This is a genomic window from Pseudomonas sp. HR1, assembly GCF_030175875.1.
Classification (GTDB): domain Bacteria; phylum Pseudomonadota; class Gammaproteobacteria; order Pseudomonadales; family Pseudomonadaceae; genus Chryseomonas; species Chryseomonas oryzihabitans.
Genome location: NZ_JASNRF010000001.1, coordinates 369,045 through 389,672, shown reverse-complemented (window position 1 = coordinate 389,672; position 20,628 = coordinate 369,045). Strand labels below are relative to the sequence as shown.

Genomic DNA, 20,628 nt, shown 5'->3' with positions numbered 1-20,628 from the left:
ACACACCGTCGCCAGGCACCGGCCAGGCGACGGTGGGTGGCGGGGTTATAGCACGCGCGTTTCGAAGCGGCTAACGTCCGGCAGCTCCAGTACCAGGTCATCGCCCACGTTGAGAGGTCCGACACCTACCGGCGTGCCGGTGAGGATGACGTCGCCCGGTTGCAGGGAGAAATGCCCGGCGATGGTCTGGATCAGCGGCAGGATGGGGTTGAGCATGTCGCGACTGTTGCCGTCCTGGCGCACTTCGCCGTTGATGGTCAGGCGCACCGGGATGTCGGCCAGGTCCTCGAAGGCATCGCCCGGCACGAAGGGCGCGAGCACGCAGGCGCCGTCGAAGCTCTTGGCGATCTCCCAGGGATAGCCCTTTTCCTTGAGGCGGCTCTGCACGTCCCTGAGGGTCAGGTCCAGGGAGGGAGCGAAGCCGGAGATGGCATCGCGCACTTCCTCGGCCGACGGCTTCTTCGACAGCGGCTTGCCGATCAGCACGGCGATCTCGGCCTCGTAGTGCACCGAACCCTGATCGGTGGGGATGGCGAAACCCTCGGCCACCGGCACCACGCAGCTGGCCGGCTTGATGAACAGCAGGGGCTCGGTGGGAACCGGGTTGTTCAGCTCCTTGGCGTGCTCGGCGTAGTTGCGGCCGATGCAGACGACCTTGCCCAGGGGGAAGTGGATCTTGGTGCCATCGAGGTACTGGTGCTGGTAGGCCATCTTGTGCTCCTGGTGAGTGGCGTCTGCTGGCGATCTTAACCAAAAGCGGAGGCCGCGGCGCGGTCCTGGTCGCAAGGCGCTCATGGTCGCCCTGAGAAAGCTTCAGGTCGCAACCGGACCTGCATCCGGTGGCTCATGCTAAGATAGCGACCCCTTTGCCGCTGGCTGACCTGGCCTGCGCCGCGCCGGCATCCTTCTCCCTGGACACTCTGGATTCAACGCAGATGAGCAAGACTTCCCTCGACAAGAGCAAGATCCGCTTCCTTCTCCTGGAAGGCGTCCACCAGTCCGCCGTGGATATCCTCAAGTCCGCGGGTTACAGCAACATCGAGTACGTCACCAGCTCTCTGCCGGATGCCCAGCTCAAGGAAAAGATCGCCGACGCCCACTTCATCGGCATCCGCTCGCGCACCCAGCTCACCGAAGAGGTGTTCGACTGCGCCAAGAAGCTGGTCGCCGTCGGCTGCTTCTGCATCGGCACCAACCAGGTCGACCTGCAGGCCGCCCGCGAGCGCGGCATCGCCGTGTTCAACGCCCCCTATTCCAACACCCGTTCGGTGGCCGAGCTGGTGCTGGCCGAGGCCATCCTGCTGCTGCGCGGCATCCCGGCCAAGAACGCCTCCTGCCACCGCGGCGGCTGGATCAAGAGCGCGGCCAACTCCTTCGAGATCCGCGGCAAGAAGCTGGGCATCATCGGCTACGGGTCCATCGGCACCCAGCTGTCGGTCCTGGCCGAGGGCCTGGGCATGCAGGTGTTCTTCTATGACGTCATCACCAAACTGCCCCTGGGCAACGCCCAGCAGGTCGGCTCCCTGACCGAACTGCTCGGCATGAGCGACATCGTCACCCTGCACGTACCGGAAACCCCCGCCACCCAGCTGATGATCGGCGAGCGCGAGATCCGCGCGATCAAGAAGGGCGGCATTCTGATCAACGCCGCCCGCGGCACCGTGGTCGACCTCGACGCCCTGGCCGCCGCCATCAAGGACGAGCACCTGATCGGCGCCGCCATCGACGTCTTCCCGGTGGAGCCGCGCTCCAACAACGACGAATTCGTCTCGCCGCTGCGTGGCCTGGACAATGTCATCCTGACCCCGCACATCGGTGGCTCCACCGCCGAGGCCCAGGCCAACATCGGCCTGGAAGTGGCCGAGAAGCTGGTCAAGTACAGCGACAACGGTACCTCGGTGTCCTCGGTCAACTTCCCCGAAGTGGCCCTGCCGTCGCACCCGGGCAAGCACCGCCTGCTGCACATCCACCAGAACGTGCCGGGCGTGCTGTCGGAGATCAACCGCGTCTTCTCCGAGAGCGGCATCAACATCTCCGGTCAGTACCTGCAGACCGACGAGAAGGTCGGCTACGTGGTGATCGACGTCGACGCCGAGTATTCCGACCTGGCCCAGGAAAAGCTGCAGAACGTCAAGGGCACCATCCGCTGCCGCGTGCTGTTCTAAGCCGTCAGGCGGCATGAAAAAGCCCCGGTCGGGTTCGCCTGACCGGGGCTTTTTTGTGAGGTGGTGTCTATGATCGCGGCCATGCCGGTGCGCCGTAGCGACCGCTCCTACAGGTATATCGTGCTTTTGTAGGAGCGGCCGCATCGGCGGACCGCCATGGCCGCGATAAACGCCGTAGCGTGGATAACGGCGCAGCCTTATCCACTGGCCGTGCATGAGCTCACCTGTGGAAAACGCTGGCGCGGTTTTCCACGCTACGGGTGGCTCAGCTGCGCTCCAGCCGCTCCACGCCCTGGGCGGTGCCCAAGAGCAGCACGTCCGCCGGGCGGGCGGCGAAGAGGCCGTTGGCGACCACGCCGACGATGTTGTTGATCCTGGCTTCCAGGCCCACCGGATCGACGATGTGCATATTGTGCACATCGAGGATGACGTTGCCGTTGTCGGTCACCACGCCGTCGCGGTACTCGGGATCACCGCCCAGCTTCACCAGCTCGCGGGCCACGTGGCTGCGGGCCATGGGGATGACTTCCACCGGCAGCGGGAATTCGCCGAGGACGTCGACGCGCTTGCTGACGTCGGCGATGCAGATGAACTTGCGTGCTACGGCGGCGACGATCTTCTCGCGGGTCAGGGCCGCGCCGCCGCCCTTGATCAGATTGAGGTGGCCGTCGGCTTCGTCGGCGCCGTCCACATAGAATTCAAGGTCGCTGACACCGTTGAGGTCATAGACGGTGATGCCATGGCTTTTCAACCGGTCGGCGGTGGCCTGGGAACTGGCCACGGCGCCATCGAACTCCAGCTTGTGCTTGGCCAGCAGGTCGATGAAGAAGTTGGCGGTCGAGCCGGTGCCCACGCCGACCACGCTGTCGCGGGAGAGCTGGGGGAGGATGAGGTCGACCGCGGCCTGGGCGACGGCCTGCTTGAGCTGGTCCTGATTCATGGGGGTATCCGCGAAAACGGGTGGAGGGTCGCCGATTATAGCCGCTCGGACGGCCTGGCTAACCCACCCGGAGGTGCCCGTAGTAGACTTTTCGCCCCCGCCGCACCCACCGGATCGCTCCGCCGATGCTCGAACACTATGTGAAGAAGACCCTGCTCGCCCCCGTCTACGACGTGGCCATCGAAACGCCCCTGCAACCGGCGCGGGCGCTGTCCGAACGACTGGGCTGCCAGGTGCTGCTCAAGCGCGAAGACCTGCAGCCGGTGTTCTCCTTCAAGATCCGTGGTGCCTACACCAAGCTGGCCAGCCTTTCGGCCAGCGAAAAGGCCCGTGGCGTCATCACCGCCAGCGCCGGCAACCACGCCCAGGGCCTGTCCCTGGCGGCCCGCGAACTGGGGGTGCGGGCGATCATCGTGATGCCGCGCACCACGCCCGAGCTCAAGGTCATCGGCGTGCAATCGCGCGGCGGCGAGGTGGTGCTGCACGGCGACGCCTTTCCCGAGGCCCTGGCCGAGGCGCTGCGCCTGGTCGAGGAGCAGGGCTACACCTTCGTCCCGCCCTATGACGATCCTGATGTCATCGCCGGCCAGGGCACCGTGGCCATGGAGATCCTGCGCCAGCATCCTGGTCGGCTGGATGCCATCTTCGTCCCCGTGGGCGGTGGTGGCCTGATCGCCGGGGTTGCCGCCTATGTGAAATACCTGCGCCCCGAGATCAGGATCATCGGTGTCGAACCGGACGATTCCAACTGCCTGCAGCAGGCCATGGCCGCCGGTGAGCGGGTGGTGCTGCCGCGGGTGGGGCTGTTCGCCGACGGCGTGGCCGTGGCCCAGATCGGCCACCACACCTTCGAGATCTGCCGCCGTTATGTCGACGAGGTGATCACCGTCAGCTCGGATGAGATCTGCGCGGCGATCAAGGACATCTACGACGACACCCGCTCCATCACCGAGCCGTCCGGCGCCCTGGGCGTGGCGGGGATCAAGAAATACGCCGAGCGGGAAGGCAGTGGCGGTCAGGTGCTGGTGGCCATCGACTCCGGCGCCAACATCAATTTCGACCGCCTGAGACACGTGGCCGAGCGCGCCGAACTGGGCGAGCAGCGCGAAGCCATCATCGCCGTGACCATCCCCGAGCGACCGGGCAGCTTCCGCGCCTTCTGTGAGGCACTCGGCCGGCGGCAGATCACCGAATTCAACTACCGCTACCACACTGGCGAAGAGGCCCATATCTTCGTCGGCGTCCAGACCCATCCTCAGCGCGATCCGCGTGACGCCCTCATCCAGGGCCTGCGCGACCAGGGTTTTCCGGTGCTGGACCTGACCGACAACGAGCTGGCCAAGCTGCATATCCGCCACACCGTGGGCGGCCACGCTGCGCGGGTCGGCCAGGAGCAGGTGTTCCGCTTCGAATTCCCCGAGCGCCCCGGGGCGCTGTTCGACTTTCTCGAACGCCTGGGCGGGCGCTGGAACATCAGCATGTTCCACTACCGCAACCACGGCGCGGCGGACGGCCGGGTGTTCGCGGGGCTGGAGGCCAGCGAGGCCGAGCGGCCCGAGCTGCTGGCGACCCTGGATGCCATCGGCTATCGCTACTGGGACGAGACGGAGAATCCGGCGTACCGGTTGTTCCTGGGCTGAGGTCCGGTGGTGTTGGGCTTCGCTGCAGGTAGGGTGGACAACGGCGCAGCCTTATCCACGCTACGGCGATGATCGCGGCCATGGGCCGCTCCTACAGGGAATGATGTTCTTGTAGGCGCGACCGCAGCGGCGGACCGCCATGGCCGCGATGCGCCCACAAGCCCACGCTGGACCAGACGGCCCCCTCTCCCTCGGGGAGAGGGCTGGGGTGAGTGTAGCCCCATACCGGAAGCTGCCACCTGCTGGACTTTGCGGCGCCCAGCGCCAAGCTACGGGTAGGGTGGATAACGGCGCAGTCTTATCCACCGTTGGCACCGCGGCTCGTCTGCGGAAAAGGCTGCGCCGTTTTCCACGCTACGGGTAAGCGCAATTGATCGCGGCCATGGCGGTCCGCCGATGCGGCCGCTCCTACGGTCAAGCCTGTAGGAGCGGCCCATGGCCGCGATTGGTATTTGGCGCAAAAAGTGGAAAACGCTGCGCGGTTTTCCGCGCTACGCGCTGCGGAGCCCAACCGCCCCTTCTCCCTGCGGGAGAGGGTTGGGTGAGGATGACCACGCGCCAGACGCTCGACACCAACCTACGAAGCCAGCGGCTCCAATCGGATATCCGTCAATCCATGCACCTCCGCCTGGCGCAGGATGGCCGCGGCGGGTGCATCGGCGGGCGGCAGCGCCAGGCTGTTCTCGGCGTCGGCGCGCAGCTGTTCCAGCACGGCCAGGGCGGCTTCGTGCGGGGCGAGACTGGCCTGCGGATGCTCGAGGTCGAGCTGGCGGGACTCGCCGTCCTTGCGGTAGTGGACGCGAAACATGGGCATGGCGGCGGCCTCGGGGCGGGTTTCTAGACAGACCCACCCAGACGCGCCGCCGTTCCGATCTACTTGAGGATGACCAGTTTGCCCTTGAGGGCGACCCCGGCCATGAGGGCGCCGGCGTGGCACTCGTAGCGGGTGGGATCGCTCCACTCGTTCTTCTTGTAGTAGCTGGTGATGTCGGTGACCGCATTGGCACCGGCGGCCTTGGCCGCTTCCTGCAGGCGGATCAGCGCCGATTGCAGCACCCAGCGGCAGGCGACCTCGTCGGTCTTGTTGAAGGCGTTGGTCTTCTGATTGGTGGTGATGCTGGAGTTGACCACCGTGGCCTTGCCCGGCACCGGATTGCCGGCCAGGTAGAACTTCACGCTGCCATCCAGGCGCTTGGCGGCCAGGGCTTCCTGGACGACTTCGGCGAAGGGCAGTTGCAGGGTGGTGTCGCGGGCCTGGGCGGCGCCGGGCAGCAGCGCGGCCAGGCTCAGGGTGAGGGCGAGGGTGGAGGTGAGGATACGCATGGTGACTTCCTTGTGGTGGTGGGGATGACTGTTTAACCCAGAACGCCCGCTCCGTCAGCCGCGGGACCGGCGTTCTGTGCTATCGCGCAGACCGCGGATGGTCACTCCGCGGCGGCTGCGGGGGCCGGCAACTGCAGTTGCCGGCGGATGTCGGCGTCGAGCAGCTGGACCCATTTGTTGTAGTTGCGATGGATGCGCTCGCCGTCGTAGTCGAGGCCGGCGCTGTCGCGGTAGCGGATCTGGTAGCCCTTGGTGCTGTAGGGGATGTCGACCCAGGCCTGGTGGCGATCGCGCACCACGATGCTGGCGACCACCAGGCCGGGGCTCTCCTGGCCGACGCTCCAGCCACGACGTTCCAGGGTATCGACGATGGCGCGGCGGACATCGGCGGCGTTCTCCACCCGATCCGCCGGAAAGACCTCCTGGGGCGTCACCAGGGGCGCGCGGGTGCAGGCCGCCAGGAACAGCAGAGCGGAGACGAGCAGCAGGCGACGCAACATGGGCATACCTCGGGATAGGGTCATCAGGACCAGCGGCGGAAGATCAGCGAGGTGTTCACCCCGCCAAAGGCGAAATTGTTGTTCATCACATGGTCCGTGCGCAGCGCGCGTGGCCCGCCACGCAGATAGTCCAGCTCGCCGCACTGGGGATCCAGTTCGTCGAGGTTGAGGGTGGGCACGAACAGCTCCTCGTTCATCATGGCGATGCTGAACCAGGATTCCAGGGCGCCGCAGGCACCCAGGGTATGGCCCAGGTAGCTCTTCTGCGAGCTGATGGGCATGCGGGCGCCGAACAGCGCCTGGGTGGCGCGGGTCTCGGCGATGTCGCCCTGTTCGGTGGCGGTGCCGTGGCCGTTGACGTAGCCGATGGCGTCCGGGGTCAGCCCGGCGTCTTCCAGGGCCAGCTCCATGGCGCGTTGCATGGTGGCCTGCTCGGGGCGGGTGGAGTGCTGGCCATCGGCGTTGCTGCCGAAGCCGACGATCTCGGCATGGATGTGCGCACCCCGCGCCCGGGCGTGTTCCAGTTCTTCCAGTACCAGGATGCCGGCGCCTTCGCCGATCACCAGGCCGTCGCGACTGCGGTCGTAGGGACGCGGCGAGGTCTGGGGGGCGTCGTTGCGCAGGCTGGTGGCATAGAGGGTGTCGAAGACCATGGCCTCGCTGGGACAGAGTTCTTCGGCGCCGCCGGCCAGCATCAGCGGCAGGCGCCCGAACTTGATGGCCTCGTAGGCGTAGCCGATGCCCTGGCTGCCGCTGGTGCAGGCGCTGGAGGTGGGGATCAGCCGACCCTTGAGACCAAAGAACAGACTCAGGTTGGCGGCCGCCGTGTGCGGCATCATGCGCACATAGGTGTTGGCGTTGAGGCCTACCGCGGCGTCGCTGAGCAGCATGTTGGCCAGGGCCTTGATGTCGTCGGTGCTGCCGGTGGAGGAGCCGCAGGCCACGCCCATGCGGCCGTCGGTGATGCGGGCGTCGTCCAGCAGCCCCGCATCGGCCAGGGCGCGCTCGCCGGCGGCCACCGCCAGCTGGGACACCCGCCCCATGCTGCGCAACTGCTTGCGGGTCCAGTGGCCCGGCACCTGGAAGTCGACGATGGGGCCGCCCAGACGGGTATTCATCTCGGTGTAGCGATCCCAGGCGTCCATGCGGCGGATGCCGCTGTGGCCGGCGAGGAAATGGTCGCGGATGGTCGGCCAGTCACTGCCCAGGGCGGTGACGCCGGCCATCCCGGTGATCACGACGCGGCGCGCGCTCATCAGCACAGTCCTCCGTTGACCGCCAGCACCTGGCGGGTGATGTAGCCGGCCTCGGGGGCGAGCAGGAAGGCCACGGCGTGGGCCACCTCCTCGGGGGTGCCCATGCGCCCGGCCGGGATCATCTCGAGGATCTTCTCCACGGGGACGTGCTCGTCGAGGATCTCGGTGTCGATCAGCCCCGGGGCCACGCAGTTGACGGTGATCTTGCGCTTGGCCAGCTCCACGGCCAGGGCCTTGGCGGCGCCGATCAGGCCGGCCTTGGAGGCGCTGTAGTTGACCTGGCCGCGATTGCCGATCAGCCCGGAGACCGAGGTGATGCAGACGATGCGCCCCGGCGCGCGGCGGCGGATCATCGGCATGACCACCGGGTGCAGCACGTTGTAGAAGCCGTCGAGGTTGGTGCGCAGGACCACATCCCAGTCCTCGCCGGTCAGCGCCGGAAAGGCGCCGTCGCGGGTCAGGCCGGCGTTGCAGACCACCCCGTAGTAGCCGCCGTGGGCCTCGGTGTCGGCCTCCAGGATGGCGGCGCAGGCGGCGCGGTCGCCGACGTCGAATTGCAGCACCCGGGCGTTGCGGCCCAGGGCCTCGACCTCGGCGCGCACCGCCTCGGCTTCCTCGCGGCGGCTGCGGCAGTGCAGCACCAGGTCATGGCCGGCGGCGGCCAGGCGCAGGGCGATGGCGCGGCCCAGGCCGCGGCTGGAACCGGTCACCAGGACCGGAGCGGGGGCGACGCTCATGGCGCGGGCTCCTCTAGGTACAGATCCACCTGGGGTGGACGATAGACGTTCAGGCGGGCGCTGGCCTGGCAGCCAGGGCCCTGCAGGTGGCAGTCGAAGATGGCCATGCCATCGTCGTTTTCCAGCGCCGGCTGGGCGCGGATGCGCAATTCGCCACCAGCGGGAAAGGCCGGCACGTCGCAGGCGAACTGGCGGGTGCCGAGCAGAAAGCCCAGGGCCGGGGCCTCGCCGCGACGGCGCGCCTGGCAGCCGGCGAAGGCGGCCACGCTCTGGGCCATCAGTTCCACGCCGATCCAGGCCGGCAGGGCGCCCGCGGCATCGGTGAAGAGGCCGGGCCTGACCACCAGGCGGGTCTCGATGCCGCTCTCGTCACAGGCGAGGATCTCGTCGATCAGCAGCATGTCGCCGGCGTGGGGCACCAGCTCGGCGAGGGTCCAGGGGATCATGGCGTGGCTCCGAGGATGAGGCTGACGTTGCTGCCGCCAAAGGCGAAGCTGTTGCTCATGGCGTGGCGGCGACCGTCCAGGCGGCTGTCGGCATCCGTCAGCGCCAGCCGTGGCAGGGCCGGATCGGCCTGGCCGTCCCAGCGCTGCGGCGGCAACTGGCCAGCGGGATTGAGCTGCGGGTCCAGGGTCAGCCAGGCGAAGGCGGCTTCCAGGGCGCCGGCGGCGCCGAGGGTATGGCCGGTCAGCGGCTTGGTGGAGGAGCAGGGCACCCCGGCCGGAAACACCTGGTGGGTGGCCTGGCTTTCCATGGCGTCGTTGTGCGGCGTGGCGGTGCCGTGCAGGTTGAGATAGCCGATGTCCTCCGGTTGCAGGCCGCTGGCGCGCAGGGCCGCCTGCATGGCCTGGATGGCGCCGCGCCCACTGGGATCGGGGGCGGAGATATGGTGGGCATCGGAACTGGCGCCGCCGCCGAGCAGGGCGATGGGGCCGGGTTCGCGAGTCAGCAGAAACAGCGCCGCCCCCTCGCCGATGTTGATGCCGCAGCGATTGACCGAGAAGGGATTGCACAGCGATTCGCTGACCGCTTCGAGGGCGGCGAAGCCGTTCAGGGTCAGGCCGCAGAGGCTGTCGACCCCGCCGCAGAGCACGGCGTCGCAATGGCCCTGGACCAGCAGCCGCCGGGCGCTGAGCAGGGCGCGGGCGCTGCTGGTGCAGGCGGTGGAAAGGCCGTAGCAGGGGCCGCTCAGGCCCAGGTAGCGGGCGAGGAAGTCCGCTGGCGCCACCAGTTCCTGCTGGGCGTACTGATAGCCCTCGGGCAACTGGCCGCTGCGCTGGTGCACGGCGATGCCCAGGCTGGCCTCGTGGATGCCCGAGGTGCTGGTGCCCAGCACCACGCCGATACGCGCCGGGCCGTGGCGCTCGATGGCCTGGCGCACCTGGGGTTCGATCTCGGCCAGGGCCGCCAGCAGCAGCTGGTTGTTGCGGCTGAAAAAAGGTGTCCACTCCAGCGGCCAGGCTGGCAGCGGCGCGGTGACGGTACCCACCGGCGGCTGGCGCTCGGGAATCCAGCCCGCCGTAGGCTGCATGCCGGCCGTATCACCGGCGAACAGGCCACGGGCCACCTCGGCCTTGCCCTGGCCCAGGGCGCAGAGCAGGCCCAGGGCATTCAGGTAGGCGCTCAAGGCGCGGACTCCGGCAAGAGCGCCAGGTGATAGCTGGACCCATCCGGCGCCTGCAGCTCCAGGCGGTCGGTGGCGGGATAGCGCACCTGCCAGTCCTTGAGGGTGCGGCTGCCGTCGGCGGCCCTCTGCCAGTCGCCCGCGGCATAGGCCCCTGGCAACTGGTCGGTCGGGGTCAGGGCGAACAGCAGCACGCTGAAGAAGGTGCGCGCCCGGGGATTGGGCGGCAAGAGGCCGTCGGCGTGCCAGGCGCCGTCGATCAGTTGCTGGCGCGCCTGGGGCACGCCAAGGGGATCGAACAGCGAAAAGCGCAGGGCGGCGCCTTCCGGCTGGATGGCCAGCAGCAGGGCGTCGCTGCCCTCGGCGGTCTGGCGCTCCACCTGGTAGACCAGGGCACGCGCCAGCGGCGGCGGACTGCTGGGCAGCGGCGGCTGGCTGGCGCAGGCGGCGAGCAGCAGCAGGCAGGCCAGCGCGAAGACGAACGGACGGGGCAGGGTCATGCAGGATGGGCCGAATTCAGCTGACAGAGCTCGACGAGCAGGCGCAGGCGCCGCCGGGGCTCCTTGACGAAGGGGTTGCGAACGTCCCAGGCGTAGCCGGCGAGAATGGCGCAGATCATGCGCTTGATCTCGGGATCGGCGTGTTCGAAATAGATGACGTCCTGGAAGCTGCCATCGTACCAGCCCTCCACATAGGCACGGAACGTATCGACGCCCGCCTTGAGCGGCCGGGCGAATTCGGCCTCCCAGTCCACCGACTCGCCGCGCAGCTGGCGATCCACCAGCGGTGCGGCCAGGCTGGCCGAGCGCAGGGCGATGGTCACGCCCGAGGAAAACACCGGGTCGAGAAACTCGGCGGCGTTGCCCAGCAGGGCGAAGCCGGGGCCGTGCAGGCGCTTGACGTTGGCGGCGTAGCCACCCAGTTCGCGCACCGGCGTATCCCAGACCGCATTGTGCAGCACCCGGGCCAGGCTCGGGGTCTCGGCCACCCAGTCGCGCAGACAGGTGGCGAGATCGGCGGCGCGTCCGGCATAGCGCTCGGCGGCGGCGACCACCCCGATCGAGGTGCGGCCGTCGCTGAAGGGAATGGTCCAGAACCAGACGTCCCGCAGGGTCGGATGGGTGGTGATGAGGATGCGCTGGCGGTCGAAGCCGGGATCGTCGATGCGATCCTCGACATGGGTGAAAAGGGCGCGGCGCACGGGGAAGTCCGAAGGCGCCTCCAGATCCAGCAGGCGGGGCAGCACCCGGCCGTAGCCGCTGGCGTCGAGCAGGAAGTCGGTGGTCAGCGCATAGGCCTGGCCGTCGTCGCCCTGCACCTCGAGTTGGGTCCTTTCGCCATCTTCACCCAGGGTCACGGCGGTGACGCGCTGACCGTAGCGGATCGTAACCCCCTGGCGTGCGGCGTCGTCGGCCAGGATCTTGTCGAAGGGGCCGCGCTGGACCTGGAAGGTGCTGCGGCCACCACTATAGGTGTCGCGGAAGTCGAAGTCGGTGTAGCGCTCGCCCCAGGCGAAGGCCGCGCCGATCTTGGTCTGGAAGCCGGCGGCTTCGACCGCGGGCAGCATCCCGGCTTCCTCGACGAAGTCCAGGCTGTGGGAGAGCAGGCTCTCGCCGATGGAAAAGCGCGGAAAGTGCTGTGCTTCCAGCACCAGCACCGGATGGCCGCGGCGCTTGAGCAGGGCGGCGACCACGGCGCCCGCCGGGCCGGCACCGATGACGATCAGGGGATGATGTTCAACCATGACGAAGGTCCTTTTCGTGGGAGACGGGGGGCGAGGCCCAGGGCGCCAGCAGAAAGCTGAACACCAGGCCCAGGCTGATGGCCAGGCCGAAGTTGGCGATGGCCGGGGTGCTGCTGAGCATCAGCAGGCCAAAGGATAGCCAGCTGCCGACGCCGGACAGCAGGCCGCCGAGCAGACTGACCGCCGCACCGCCGATGGCCTCGTGCATGAGGATGGCGTAATCCACGCCGATGGCGGTGATGAGCAGCAGGGCGAAGAGGCTGAACAGGGTCAGCGGCTGACCCAGCCAGCCCAGGCAGGCCAGGGCCGCCAGGGCCGCCAGCAGCGGCAGGCAGACGATGCGCAGCGCCGCGCGGCGGCCGAAGGCCCAGAGCAGCAGGAGAAAGATGGCGCCCGAGGCCAGCAGCTTGAGTTCCACCGCCAGGCGCTGGGTGTGGACGAACAGTCCGCGCAATTCGCCCAGGCGATCCACCAGTTGCACGCCGGGCAGGCCCTCGGCCTGCGTCTGTAGCACCTCGGCGTTGCCCAGGCCTTGCAGGCTGACCAGGCCGGCCGCGCCGCCCTCGGTCGTGCGGCCCAGCCAGAGCGGTCGCCAGGGTTCGCCCAGGGGGCCGGCCAGCGCCTGGTCGAGACTCAGGTCGGGCAGCTGCTGCAGTTGCTTGAGCTCGGCCTCCAGCGCCTCCGCCGGGATACCCACGGCCAGCAGCGGTTGCAGGCGTTCGCCCCAACCGGCCAGGGCCTGGCGCAATTCGGCCTGGGCCGCGGCGGGAGCGAGCAGACCGCTGAGCGCACGATAGCCCTGCAGCTGGCCGGCGCTGACCAGGGCGTCGAGGCGCTGGCCCAGGGCGGTCTGGCGCTCCAGCACCTGGTCGGCATCGGCGCCACGCACCAGGAAGAACTGGCTGGTGGGTTGCAGGCCGGTGAGACGGGCGATGGCCTGGGCTTCGCGGGTCAATGTCGGGTCCTGGCCGAGCCAGAGGCGCAGGTCGTTCTGCAGGTGCAGCTGCCAGACACCGGCGCCGCAAAAGGCCAGCAGGGCCAAGAGCAGCGGCAGGCTGCCGGTGCGGCCCAGCAGGCGCAGGCGCAGCTCGAGCAGCCGTTGCATGACGCGCAGCGGCGCGGCAGGCGGTGCCAGGTCCAGGCGCTGCCACCAGGCTGGCAGCAGGCAGAGGGTGGTGAGGTAGGCGCCGATCAGGCCGGCGGCGGAAAACACCGCCACCTGGGTCAGCGCCGGAAAGGGCGTGCAGGCCAGCGCCAGATAACCGAGCAGGTTGGTGGCCAGGCTGAGGGACAGACCGGGCAGGGTCTCGCGCAGGATGGCCGTGGCGTCCCAGGGACCGCCCTTCCAGCTCTTGCTGAGATAGTGCAGCGGATAATCGGCGGCCACCCCGGTCAGGCTGGCGCCAAGGATCAGGGTGAGGGCGTTGATCTGGCCGAACAGCAGCACGCAGGCGGCGCTGCCGGCCAAGAGGGCCACGCCCACCGCCAAGAGGCTGAGCAGCACCCGCCAGCGGCGGAACAGCCCCAGCAGCAGGGCCAGGGTACCGAAGGTGGCGAGGCCGCCGATCAGCGACATCTCGCGACTGGCGGTGGCCTGGCCGCCAGCGGCATATCTCAGGCCGCTGGCGGCCAGCAGCTGACCGCCGTCGGCCACTACCTCGCGGCGCGCGGCCTCGATCAGGGCTTCCACCTGCGGCGGGGCATCGAAGTCGAAGGCATCGGCGCGGGTGCGGGCGCGGATCAGCGCCCAGCTCAGGCCGTCGCCCTGGGTCAGCAAGAGGCCGCTGCCGGCGTCGAATTGCACCTTGCTGGCCGGGGTGAGCTGGCGCTGCAGCAGCAGGCCGAGGCCGAACCAGTCCTGCTCCAGTGGCAGGGCACCGGCGCCGGCGAAGGGATCGAAGAGGGCCGCGGCGCGTGCTTGCAGATAGGCGTCGGGCGTCTTGATCAGCTCGTCGCGCGCTGGCCCCGGTGCCAGCGCCAGGCGACTGGCCAGGAGTTGCTGGCGCAGGCCGGGCAGGTCAGGGGTGAGTTGCCACTGCACCCTTTCGAACAGCGGCTCCCGCGACCAGGCCTGGCCCAGGCGCTCGGCCAGGGCCGGCAGTCGCTCGCGCTGGGGATGGCCCACCAGCAGCAGCACCTCGCGATTGAGCGGCTCGGCCATGCGCGCCTCGGCCTGCAGGGTCAGGGCATCACCGGCGCCCTGGGGCAGCAGTGCCAGCAGATCGGCGGCCACCGGCGGACCGTGCCGCCACTGCCAGGCGCTGAGCGCCAGCAGGGCGAAGAGGAACAGCAGGAAGGGGCGCTGCAGGCGGATCACTGGAAGGCCGCGCGCTGGTCGGCGGAGAGGGCGTCGCGGGCCTGACCGTCGAGCCTGAGCAGGCTGCGATCACCCTGGGTCTCGCGGATCTCCACCTGCTCCACCAGCTCACCACCCTGGATGAGGATGCCGTCGAACACCTGCTTGAGCAGGGCGCCGCGCGGGGTCAGGCGCAGCTGCCAGTGGCGGGCGTCACCGCTCAGGGCCAGTTCGAAGTCGCGCTCCAGGCCGCTGCGATCGCCGCCGAGCACGGCGAGGAACAGCGCACTCTGGCGCGCGGCCAGGTCGCTGCCGGGCAGCGGCGTCCAGCCGGCGGGGGTCTCTTTGGCGATGGCGCCGGGGGTGATGCGATAGGTCTGGGTCAGCGGCTTCTCCAGCCGCCAGAGCAGGCCCAGGCCGCGGGCCAGGGTGAAGTGGCCGCTGCTGGTGAGCGGCTGCGGCAGGGCGCGCAGATAGCGTTGCTGGACGAAGCTGCCCGTGACCGCGGCCGGACGCGCCAGCTGGGTGGCCAGGTCGTCGAGATCGAAGGCCTGGGCCAGGGGGGCGGCGAGGATGAGCAGCAGAGCGATCAGCGTGCGCATGCCAGGGCCCTCTCCACGGCGTCGATGAAGACCCTGGGCGAAGCCAGCTGCATCTCGCGGCTGGCCATGTCCACGGCCACCTGCACGGTGCTGGCGCGGGTCAGGCGCTCGCCGGTGGCGGCATCGCTGATCAGGTAGTTGAGCTTGAGGCGGTTCTCCCACTCCACCAGATCGGCCTTTACCCGCACGCGCTGCTGGAACAGCAGGGGACGGATGTAGCGGATCTGCAGGTCGATCACCGGCCAGCCATAGCCGGATTCGCGCATCTGCAGGTAGTTGTGGCCCAGGCGGTCGAGCAGGGCGCAGCGCGCCACTTCCAGGTATTTGACGTAATGGCCGTGCCAGGCGATTTCCATCATGTCGACGTCGAAGAAGGGGATCTGCATCTCCACCTCGACCTGCAGGGCACCGGTCTTACGCATAGAGCCTCCAGTGGCGGGCGCGGATCAGGGTCAGGGTCTGGCGCAATTCGGCCTCCAGGGCGCGGTCTTCGATCAGCGGCGCAAAGGTCTCGCCCAGGTCGCGGTGCATGGCGGCCAGCGGTGCGGGCGGCTCCACGCCCTGCTGGCGCCTGAGCCAGACGCCCTGCTGGGCAGCCAGCAGGGTGGCGGCGGCCACCTGTTCGGTGAGCTCCAGCACGCGCAGGGCGTCGCGGGCGGCGATGGTGCCCATGCTGACCTTGTCCTGGTTGTGGCATTCGGTGGAGCGGGAAAAGACGCTGGCGGGCAGGGTGCCCTTGAGCGCCTCGGCGGTCCAGGCGCTGGCGCCGATCTGCACCGCCTTGAAGCCGTGGTTGAGCATGGCGCGTTCGGCCGGTGCGCCGGAGAGATTACCCGGCAGGCCGTGGTTGTAGCGCGCGTCCACCAGCAGGGCGAGCTGGCGGTCGAGCAGGTCGGCGACGTTGGCCACCAGGGTCTTGAGGCTGTCCATGGCGCAGGCGATGTGGCCGCCATAGAAGTGGCCGCCATGCAGCACCCGCTCGTCCTCGGCGTCGATCAGCGGATTGTCGTTGGCGCTGTTGAGTTCGGTCTCGATGAACTGGCGCAGCCATGGCAGGCTGTCGGCCAGCACCCCCAGCACATGGGGCGCGCAGCGCAGCGAATACCTGTCCTGCAGGCGGTGCAGCGGCGCGGCCGGACCTTCGGCGGCCAGGTCCGCGCGCAGCCAGGCGGCGACTTGGCCCTGGCCCGGATGGGGCTTGGCGGCGAACAGGCGCTGGTCGAAGTGCTCGGGATTGCCGGCCAGGGCCACCACGTTGAGGGCAGTGATGCGGGTCGCCAGGCGCAGCAGGTACTCGGCGCGGGCGAAGGCCAGGCAGGCCAGGCCGGTCATCACCGCGGTACCGTTCATCAGCGCCAGGGCTTCCTTGGGCCGGAGCACCAGGGGCGTCCAGCCCAGTTCGGCGTGGACGTCGGCGGCGTCCCGCACCTCGTTGCGCCAGAGCACCTGGCGCTCGCCGCAGAGGGCGGCGGCGACGTAGGACAGCGGGGTGAGATCGCCACTGGCGCCCACCGAACCCTCTTCGGGGATCCGCGGCAGGATGTCTTCGCGCAGGAAGGCGGTGAGGCGTTCGAGCAATTCGACGCGCACCCCGGAAACCCCTTGGCACAGCGACTGCAGCCGCGCCGCCAGCACCGCGCGGGTCGCCGCCGGATCCAGGTGGCGCCCTAGGCCGCAGCCGTGGAAGGTATAGAGCTGGCGTGGCAGGGCCTCGACCTGGGCCAAGGGCACGGCGACCACGCAGGAGTCGCCATAGCCGGTGGTGATGCCGTAGACCGAGCCCTCGCGGGCCAGCAGCGACTCGACGAAGCGCGCGCCGCGGGCGATGCCGTCGCGAAAGGCCGCATCGTCCTGCAGGTCGGCCCGGGCCCGGCCCTCGGCCAGGGCGACCAGGTCTTCGAGGGCGAGGGCCTGGCTACCAAAGCGCACACTAGCGTTCATCGCGACTCCAGAAGGGATAGAAGTTGAACCACTGCCGCGGCGCCTTGAGGCAATGGGCGGCGAGGCGCTCGGCATAGGCCTGGGCCAGGCCCTGGATGCCGGCGGCGCGCTCCTGGCGGCGCCAGCTTGGCGCCGGGGCGAAGTCTTCCAGGTAGAGGTGGTAGCCGTCGGCTTCGCGCAGGCAGAACAGCAGGTTGGTCGGGCAGCGCAGCAGGTGGGCCAGCAGCCAGGGCCCCTGGGGGAAGGGCGCCGGGGCGCCGAGAAAATCCACCGCCACGGTGCGCCCGCCATGCAGCGGCACCCGGTCGCCGGCGATGGCCAGCCACTCGCCGCGCTCCAGGCGCTCGCTCAGCTGCAGCATCACCGCCGGGTCCAGCTCGCTGACCTGGATCAGCCGCAGGTCGCTGGCGCCGGCTTCTTCCAGCAGGCGATTGAAGGCCTCGGCGTGGCGGGTGTGCACCAGCACGTTGAGGCGTACCCGCCGCCCCAGCTGGGCCAGGGCGCGACAGACTTCGAGGTTGCCCAGGTGGGCGGTGACCAGGATCTCGCCGCGCGGCCCGTGCATGCGGCCGTGCACCTGGTCCGGGTCGTGCAACTGCACCTGATCCAGGCCGAGACGGCCGTTCCAGGCATCGAGCTTGTCCAGCAGGGCTTCGGCGAAGGCCATGAACTGGGCATAGCCGCTGCGCCAGCTGGGCTGCAGCTCGGGACGACCGCTCCAGTCGGCCAGGCGCTGCTGGTACTCGCGGATGCCACGGCGGGCGCGGGCGCCGAACAGAAAGAAGTACAGCACGATCAACCGCAGCAGCGGGGCGATGGCGCGGCGGCCCAGATGCCGCGCCAGCCAGGCGGTGAGGCGCATCAGCACGGGGCTGCCGCGCTCGCGCTGCTGCGCCCAGTGGCCGCTCATCCGCGCACCCGGCGCCAGAGCAGGCGCGGCGCGCGCAGCAGCATGCCGAAGAACAGCCGGGTGTGCATGCGCGAGATCAGCACGTTGTCCTGCCAGAGGCGAAAGTGCGAGCGGCCATCCAGCGGATAGTGCACCCGGGTCGGACGCCAGCGCATGGGCTGCTCGCGCCAGGCCAGACGCACCAGGATCTCCGGGTCGAAATCCATGCGCTTGCCCAGACCGCCGGCGCGGATCACCGCCAGGGTGGGTGCCAGCGGATAGACGCGAAAGCCGCACATGCTGTCGCGGATCTCCAGCGACAGGCTGTTGATCCAGACCCAGACATGGGTGAGGTAGCGGGCATAGAGCCGGCCCTTGGGCACCGAGTCGTCGAATTGCGGATAGCCGCAGATCAGCGCGTCTGGATAAGCCTGGGCCTCGGCGAGAAAGGCGGCCACGTCGGCCAGGTCGTGCTGGCCGTCGGCGTCCACCTGCAGCGCATGGCTGAAGCCCAGGCGCTGCGCCTCGGCGAGGCCGGCCATCACCGCGCCGCCCTTGCCCTGGTTGACCGGCAGGCGCAGCAGGTGGATGTCGGGTTGCGTGGCCAGCTCGTCCATCACCTGGGCGCAGGCGGGACTGGAGGCGTCGTCCACCAGCACGCAGGGCAGGGCGCGCTGGCGCAGCGCCTGGACCACCAACGGCAGAGCGTGCTCGTGGTCGAACACCGGGATCACCGCGCAGGCACGAAAGCTCAAGACCGCGCCTCCTTGAGCAGGATGCGCCCGGACGAGCAAGCCGCCGTACCCTGGCGAAAGGCGAAGTGCAACTTGCTGCGGCTGGCGTCGAAATGGAAGGTCAGGGTCACCCGATCGCCGGGGCGCAGCAGCTGCTGGAATTTCAGCACCTCCATCCCGGCGAAGTCCGCCGGTAGGGCCAGGTGCTGGCGCGCCAGGCGCTGGGCCCAGCCCACCTGGACCACCCCGGGCACCACCGGCGCCGTGGGGAAGTGGCCGGAAAAGAACGCCAGGTCCGGCGCGACTTCCAGCTCCAGCCGCCAGCCATCTGCGGTCTGCTCGACACTGAGAGGCTCGATCTCCACCGGCCGGGGCTGGGCCAGCAGGCGCTCCACCTCGGCCTGGGCCAGTTTGCCCTGGGCGCTATAGGGCAGCGCCAGCAGCAGGCGCCAGCGGCGCGGCAGGGCGATGGCCTCGCAATGGCCGACCAGGTGTTCGCGCAGCTCGGCCACCAGGGCGCGGCGACCGCCGTTGCGCAGCTGGTGCAGACCGCGCTCGCTCAGGGCGACCAGGGCGCCGAGCAGGGCGCGGCCCTGCTGCACCACGCCCAGGCGGACATCGGCGATGGCGGGATGGCCGAGCAGCCGCGCTTCGAGGGCTGGCAGGGCGATGCGTTTCTCTTCCAGCTTGACGATGCGATCCAGGCGGCCGAGCAACTCGAAGCGGCCGTCGCCCAGCAGGCGCACGTCGTCCATGGTCTGCTCGCGCACGCCCTGGGGCAGGTAGGGCGAGGTCAGCCAGAGGGCGCCCTCGGCATCCTGGCCCAGCTCGATGTCGGCAAAGGCCTGCCAGGGTTGCGGGCCTCTCCGCCAGGCGATGCCGCCGGTCTCGGAGCTGCCATAGACCTCGGTGGGATAACGACCGAAGCGTTGCTGACAGGCCTTGGCGGCCGCGCCTGGCAGCACGCCGCCAGAAGAGAATACCTGCACCACCTGGCCGAGGACGGCATCGTCGAGATTCTCGCCCAGGCGCTTGAGCAATGCCGGGCTGCTGATCCACACCGCGCGCCGGCCCTGGCGCGACAGGGCGGCGGTCTCGCGCTGCAATTCCTCGGTGAAGGGCAGCGCCTGGCGGGCGAAGGGCCGCCCGGCGCAGAGCGGCCAGAGCACCCGGAAGAGCAGGCCATATATGTGCTGGGTGGAGACGCTGCCAAGGACGGTCGCCGCGCCAAGGGACGCGCCCCAGAGGCGCTCCAGGGCGGCGACCTCGTTGGCCAGCTGGAACAGCTGCTTGGCGATGAGTTTGGGTTCACCGCTGGAGCCCGAGGTGCTCAGGGTCAGCAGCGGCGCCTGCAGATCGAGCCGGGCGGGCTTCAGGGGTTCGGCCGCGGTCCAGCCGTCGAGGTCGTCGAGCCAGGCATCGAGCGTCGGCGCCAGGCGCGCGCGGGTGGCGGGCTGGGCATCCGCCGGCAGGATCACCTCGACCCCGGCGCGCCAGGCGCCGAGCAGGGCGCAGGCCAGGTCTTCGGCATCGTCCAGGTGCAAGGCCAGGCGCCTGAGACCGGCGTTCTGGAAGGCGGCCGCCAGCCGCAGGGCGCGCTGCCTGAGCACCAGGTCCAGCGGACTCGCGGGCGCGAGCAATTCGGCGAGGGGGGAAAAGGTCATGGCAGCCTCCGCACGCGCTGGCGGACCAGCCATTCGCCGGCGAACAGCAGGCCCATCAGGCCATAGGCGATGACGCCGGTATAGAGCGTCCACCAGGCCAGTGGCGCCCACAGCGCCAGGCCGGCGGCGGTCAGTGCGTTGAACAGAAAGAACAGGCACCAGACCTGGGTCACCCGGCGGGTATAGCGCACCGCGCGCGGCGGCAACTCGGGTTCGCGCAGCCGCGCCAGGCGCTCGATCAGCGGCTGGCCGCGCAGCAGGCTCAGGCCGAACACCGCCAGCAGGAAGAGGCTGAGCAGCACCGGATACCAGCGCAGCAGGACGGCGGCGTCGCTCAGGGCCAGCAGCAGGCAGAAGCACAGGGCGACCAGGGCGGTGCCGCGCTGCAGGCCGTTGAGACCGGGTTGCAGCAGGCGCAGGCCCCAGAGGGCGCCTAGGCCGGCGGCGAAGAGGCGCGGCGAGAGGTGCTGCAGGCCGAAGTAGACGGCGAAGGGATAGGCCAGGCCGAGCAGGAGCAGCAGGGCACTGGCGACCAGGCCCAGGGGAGAGCGGGAAGGCAGGGCACTCATAAGC

General features: G+C 69.4%; 21 protein-coding genes. 2 read left to right on the top strand and 19 right to left on the bottom strand.

All coding sequences use genetic code 11. The features are described from left to right. Positions 1 to 45: 45 nt before the first annotated feature. A complete protein-coding gene (locus QKY98_RS01790) occupies positions 46 to 711 on the bottom strand; it encodes a fumarylacetoacetate hydrolase family protein (protein ID WP_027598765.1) in 666 nt (221 codons plus the stop codon). A 224-nt stretch (positions 712 to 935) separates the two neighbouring features. Here QKY98_RS01790 and serA point away from each other — a divergent pair, with 224 nt between their 5' ends. Continuing rightward, complete coding sequence (gene serA / locus QKY98_RS01785; RefSeq protein WP_027598764.1) at positions 936 to 2,165, top strand: phosphoglycerate dehydrogenase; 1,230 nt, start codon at positions 936 to 938, stop codon at positions 2,163 to 2,165. A gap of 265 nt (positions 2,166 to 2,430) precedes the next feature. On the opposite strand, the gene rpiA is transcribed toward serA, so the two are convergent. After that, positions 2,431 to 3,105 carry a ribose-5-phosphate isomerase RpiA gene (rpiA, locus tag QKY98_RS01780; protein ID WP_284670256.1) on the bottom strand — a complete coding sequence of 225 codons (675 nt, stop codon included), beginning with the start codon at positions 3,103 to 3,105 and terminating at the stop codon, positions 2,431 to 2,433. Positions 3,106 to 3,218: 113 nt separating this feature from the next. Between rpiA and ilvA the strand changes: the two genes are divergently transcribed. Beyond that, a complete protein-coding gene (gene ilvA / locus QKY98_RS01775) occupies positions 3,219 to 4,745 on the top strand; it encodes a threonine ammonia-lyase, biosynthetic (RefSeq protein WP_350030283.1) in 1,527 nt (508 codons plus the stop codon). Between the two features lie 577 nt (positions 4,746 to 5,322). On the opposite strand, the gene QKY98_RS01770 is transcribed toward ilvA, so the two are convergent. The 17 genes from QKY98_RS01770 to QKY98_RS01690 all read right to left on the bottom strand — a co-directional run bounded on the left by QKY98_RS01770 (position 5,323) and on the right by QKY98_RS01690 (position 20,624). Further along, the gene (locus QKY98_RS01770) at positions 5,323 to 5,559 is read right to left on the bottom strand and encodes a hypothetical protein (protein WP_284670254.1); all 237 of its coding nucleotides are present in this window, start codon (positions 5,557 to 5,559) and stop codon (positions 5,323 to 5,325) included. A 59-nt stretch (positions 5,560 to 5,618) separates the two neighbouring features. After that, positions 5,619 to 6,068, bottom strand: coding sequence for a hypothetical protein (locus QKY98_RS01765; protein ID WP_007161066.1), 450 nt, complete (start codon positions 6,066 to 6,068; stop codon positions 5,619 to 5,621). Between the two features lie 101 nt (positions 6,069 to 6,169). Next, positions 6,170 to 6,568, bottom strand: a complete 399-nt coding sequence (locus QKY98_RS01760) for a hypothetical protein (protein WP_007161065.1) — start codon at positions 6,566 to 6,568, stop codon at positions 6,170 to 6,172. A gap of 23 nt (positions 6,569 to 6,591) precedes the next feature. Further along, positions 6,592 to 7,824, bottom strand: a complete 1,233-nt coding sequence (locus tag QKY98_RS01755; protein WP_284670253.1) for a beta-ketoacyl-ACP synthase — start codon at positions 7,822 to 7,824, stop codon at positions 6,592 to 6,594. Then, on the bottom strand, positions 7,824 to 8,561 hold the full coding sequence (fabG, locus tag QKY98_RS01750; protein ID WP_027599957.1) for a 3-oxoacyl-ACP reductase FabG: 738 nt from the start codon (positions 8,559 to 8,561) through the stop codon (positions 7,824 to 7,826). Before fabG ends, QKY98_RS01755 begins: the two co-directional genes overlap by 1 nt. After that, positions 8,558 to 9,007 carry a hotdog family protein gene (locus tag QKY98_RS01745; protein ID WP_007161062.1) on the bottom strand — a complete coding sequence of 150 codons (450 nt, stop codon included), beginning with the start codon at positions 9,005 to 9,007 and terminating at the stop codon, positions 8,558 to 8,560. The genes fabG and QKY98_RS01745 overlap by 4 nt, the downstream gene beginning before the upstream one ends. Continuing rightward, positions 9,004 to 10,188, bottom strand: a complete 1,185-nt coding sequence (locus QKY98_RS01740; RefSeq protein ID WP_284670252.1) for a beta-ketoacyl-[acyl-carrier-protein] synthase family protein — start codon at positions 10,186 to 10,188, stop codon at positions 9,004 to 9,006. The genes QKY98_RS01745 and QKY98_RS01740 overlap by 4 nt, the downstream gene beginning before the upstream one ends. Beyond that, on the bottom strand, positions 10,185 to 10,685 hold the full coding sequence (locus tag QKY98_RS01735) for a hypothetical protein (protein ID WP_284670251.1): 501 nt from the start codon (positions 10,683 to 10,685) through the stop codon (positions 10,185 to 10,187). The genes QKY98_RS01740 and QKY98_RS01735 overlap by 4 nt, the downstream gene beginning before the upstream one ends. Continuing rightward, on the bottom strand, positions 10,682 to 11,929 hold the full coding sequence (locus QKY98_RS01730) for an NAD(P)/FAD-dependent oxidoreductase (protein WP_044343129.1): 1,248 nt from the start codon (positions 11,927 to 11,929) through the stop codon (positions 10,682 to 10,684). Before QKY98_RS01730 ends, QKY98_RS01735 begins: the two co-directional genes overlap by 4 nt. After that, complete coding sequence (locus QKY98_RS01725) at positions 11,922 to 14,246, bottom strand: MMPL family transporter (RefSeq protein ID WP_284670250.1); 2,325 nt, start codon at positions 14,244 to 14,246, stop codon at positions 11,922 to 11,924. Before QKY98_RS01725 ends, QKY98_RS01730 begins: the two co-directional genes overlap by 8 nt. Beyond that, positions 14,243 to 14,827 carry an outer membrane lipoprotein carrier protein LolA gene (locus QKY98_RS01720; protein ID WP_284670249.1) on the bottom strand — a complete coding sequence of 195 codons (585 nt, stop codon included), beginning with the start codon at positions 14,825 to 14,827 and terminating at the stop codon, positions 14,243 to 14,245. The genes QKY98_RS01725 and QKY98_RS01720 overlap by 4 nt, the downstream gene beginning before the upstream one ends. Beyond that, entirely contained in the window at positions 14,815 to 15,249 is a 435-nt protein-coding gene (locus tag QKY98_RS01715; protein WP_027599963.1) for an acyl-CoA thioesterase, read from the bottom strand. Before QKY98_RS01715 ends, QKY98_RS01720 begins: the two co-directional genes overlap by 13 nt. Next, entirely contained in the window at positions 15,242 to 16,768 is a 1,527-nt protein-coding gene (locus QKY98_RS01710; protein WP_284670248.1) for an HAL/PAL/TAL family ammonia-lyase, read from the bottom strand. The genes QKY98_RS01715 and QKY98_RS01710 overlap by 8 nt, the downstream gene beginning before the upstream one ends. After that, complete coding sequence (locus QKY98_RS01705) at positions 16,758 to 17,678, bottom strand: lysophospholipid acyltransferase family protein (RefSeq protein ID WP_027599965.1); 921 nt, start codon at positions 17,676 to 17,678, stop codon at positions 16,758 to 16,760. The genes QKY98_RS01710 and QKY98_RS01705 overlap by 11 nt, the downstream gene beginning before the upstream one ends. Next, complete coding sequence (locus QKY98_RS01700; RefSeq protein ID WP_027601013.1) at positions 17,675 to 18,412, bottom strand: glycosyltransferase family 2 protein; 738 nt, start codon at positions 18,410 to 18,412, stop codon at positions 17,675 to 17,677. The genes QKY98_RS01705 and QKY98_RS01700 overlap by 4 nt, the downstream gene beginning before the upstream one ends. After that, complete coding sequence (locus QKY98_RS01695; RefSeq protein ID WP_284670247.1) at positions 18,409 to 20,055, bottom strand: ApeI family dehydratase; 1,647 nt, start codon at positions 20,053 to 20,055, stop codon at positions 18,409 to 18,411. Before QKY98_RS01695 ends, QKY98_RS01700 begins: the two co-directional genes overlap by 4 nt. Continuing rightward, positions 20,052 to 20,624, bottom strand: coding sequence for a COG4648 family protein (locus tag QKY98_RS01690; protein ID WP_284670246.1), 573 nt, complete (start codon positions 20,622 to 20,624; stop codon positions 20,052 to 20,054). Before QKY98_RS01690 ends, QKY98_RS01695 begins: the two co-directional genes overlap by 4 nt. Between the last annotated feature and the right edge of the window lie 4 nt (positions 20,625 to 20,628).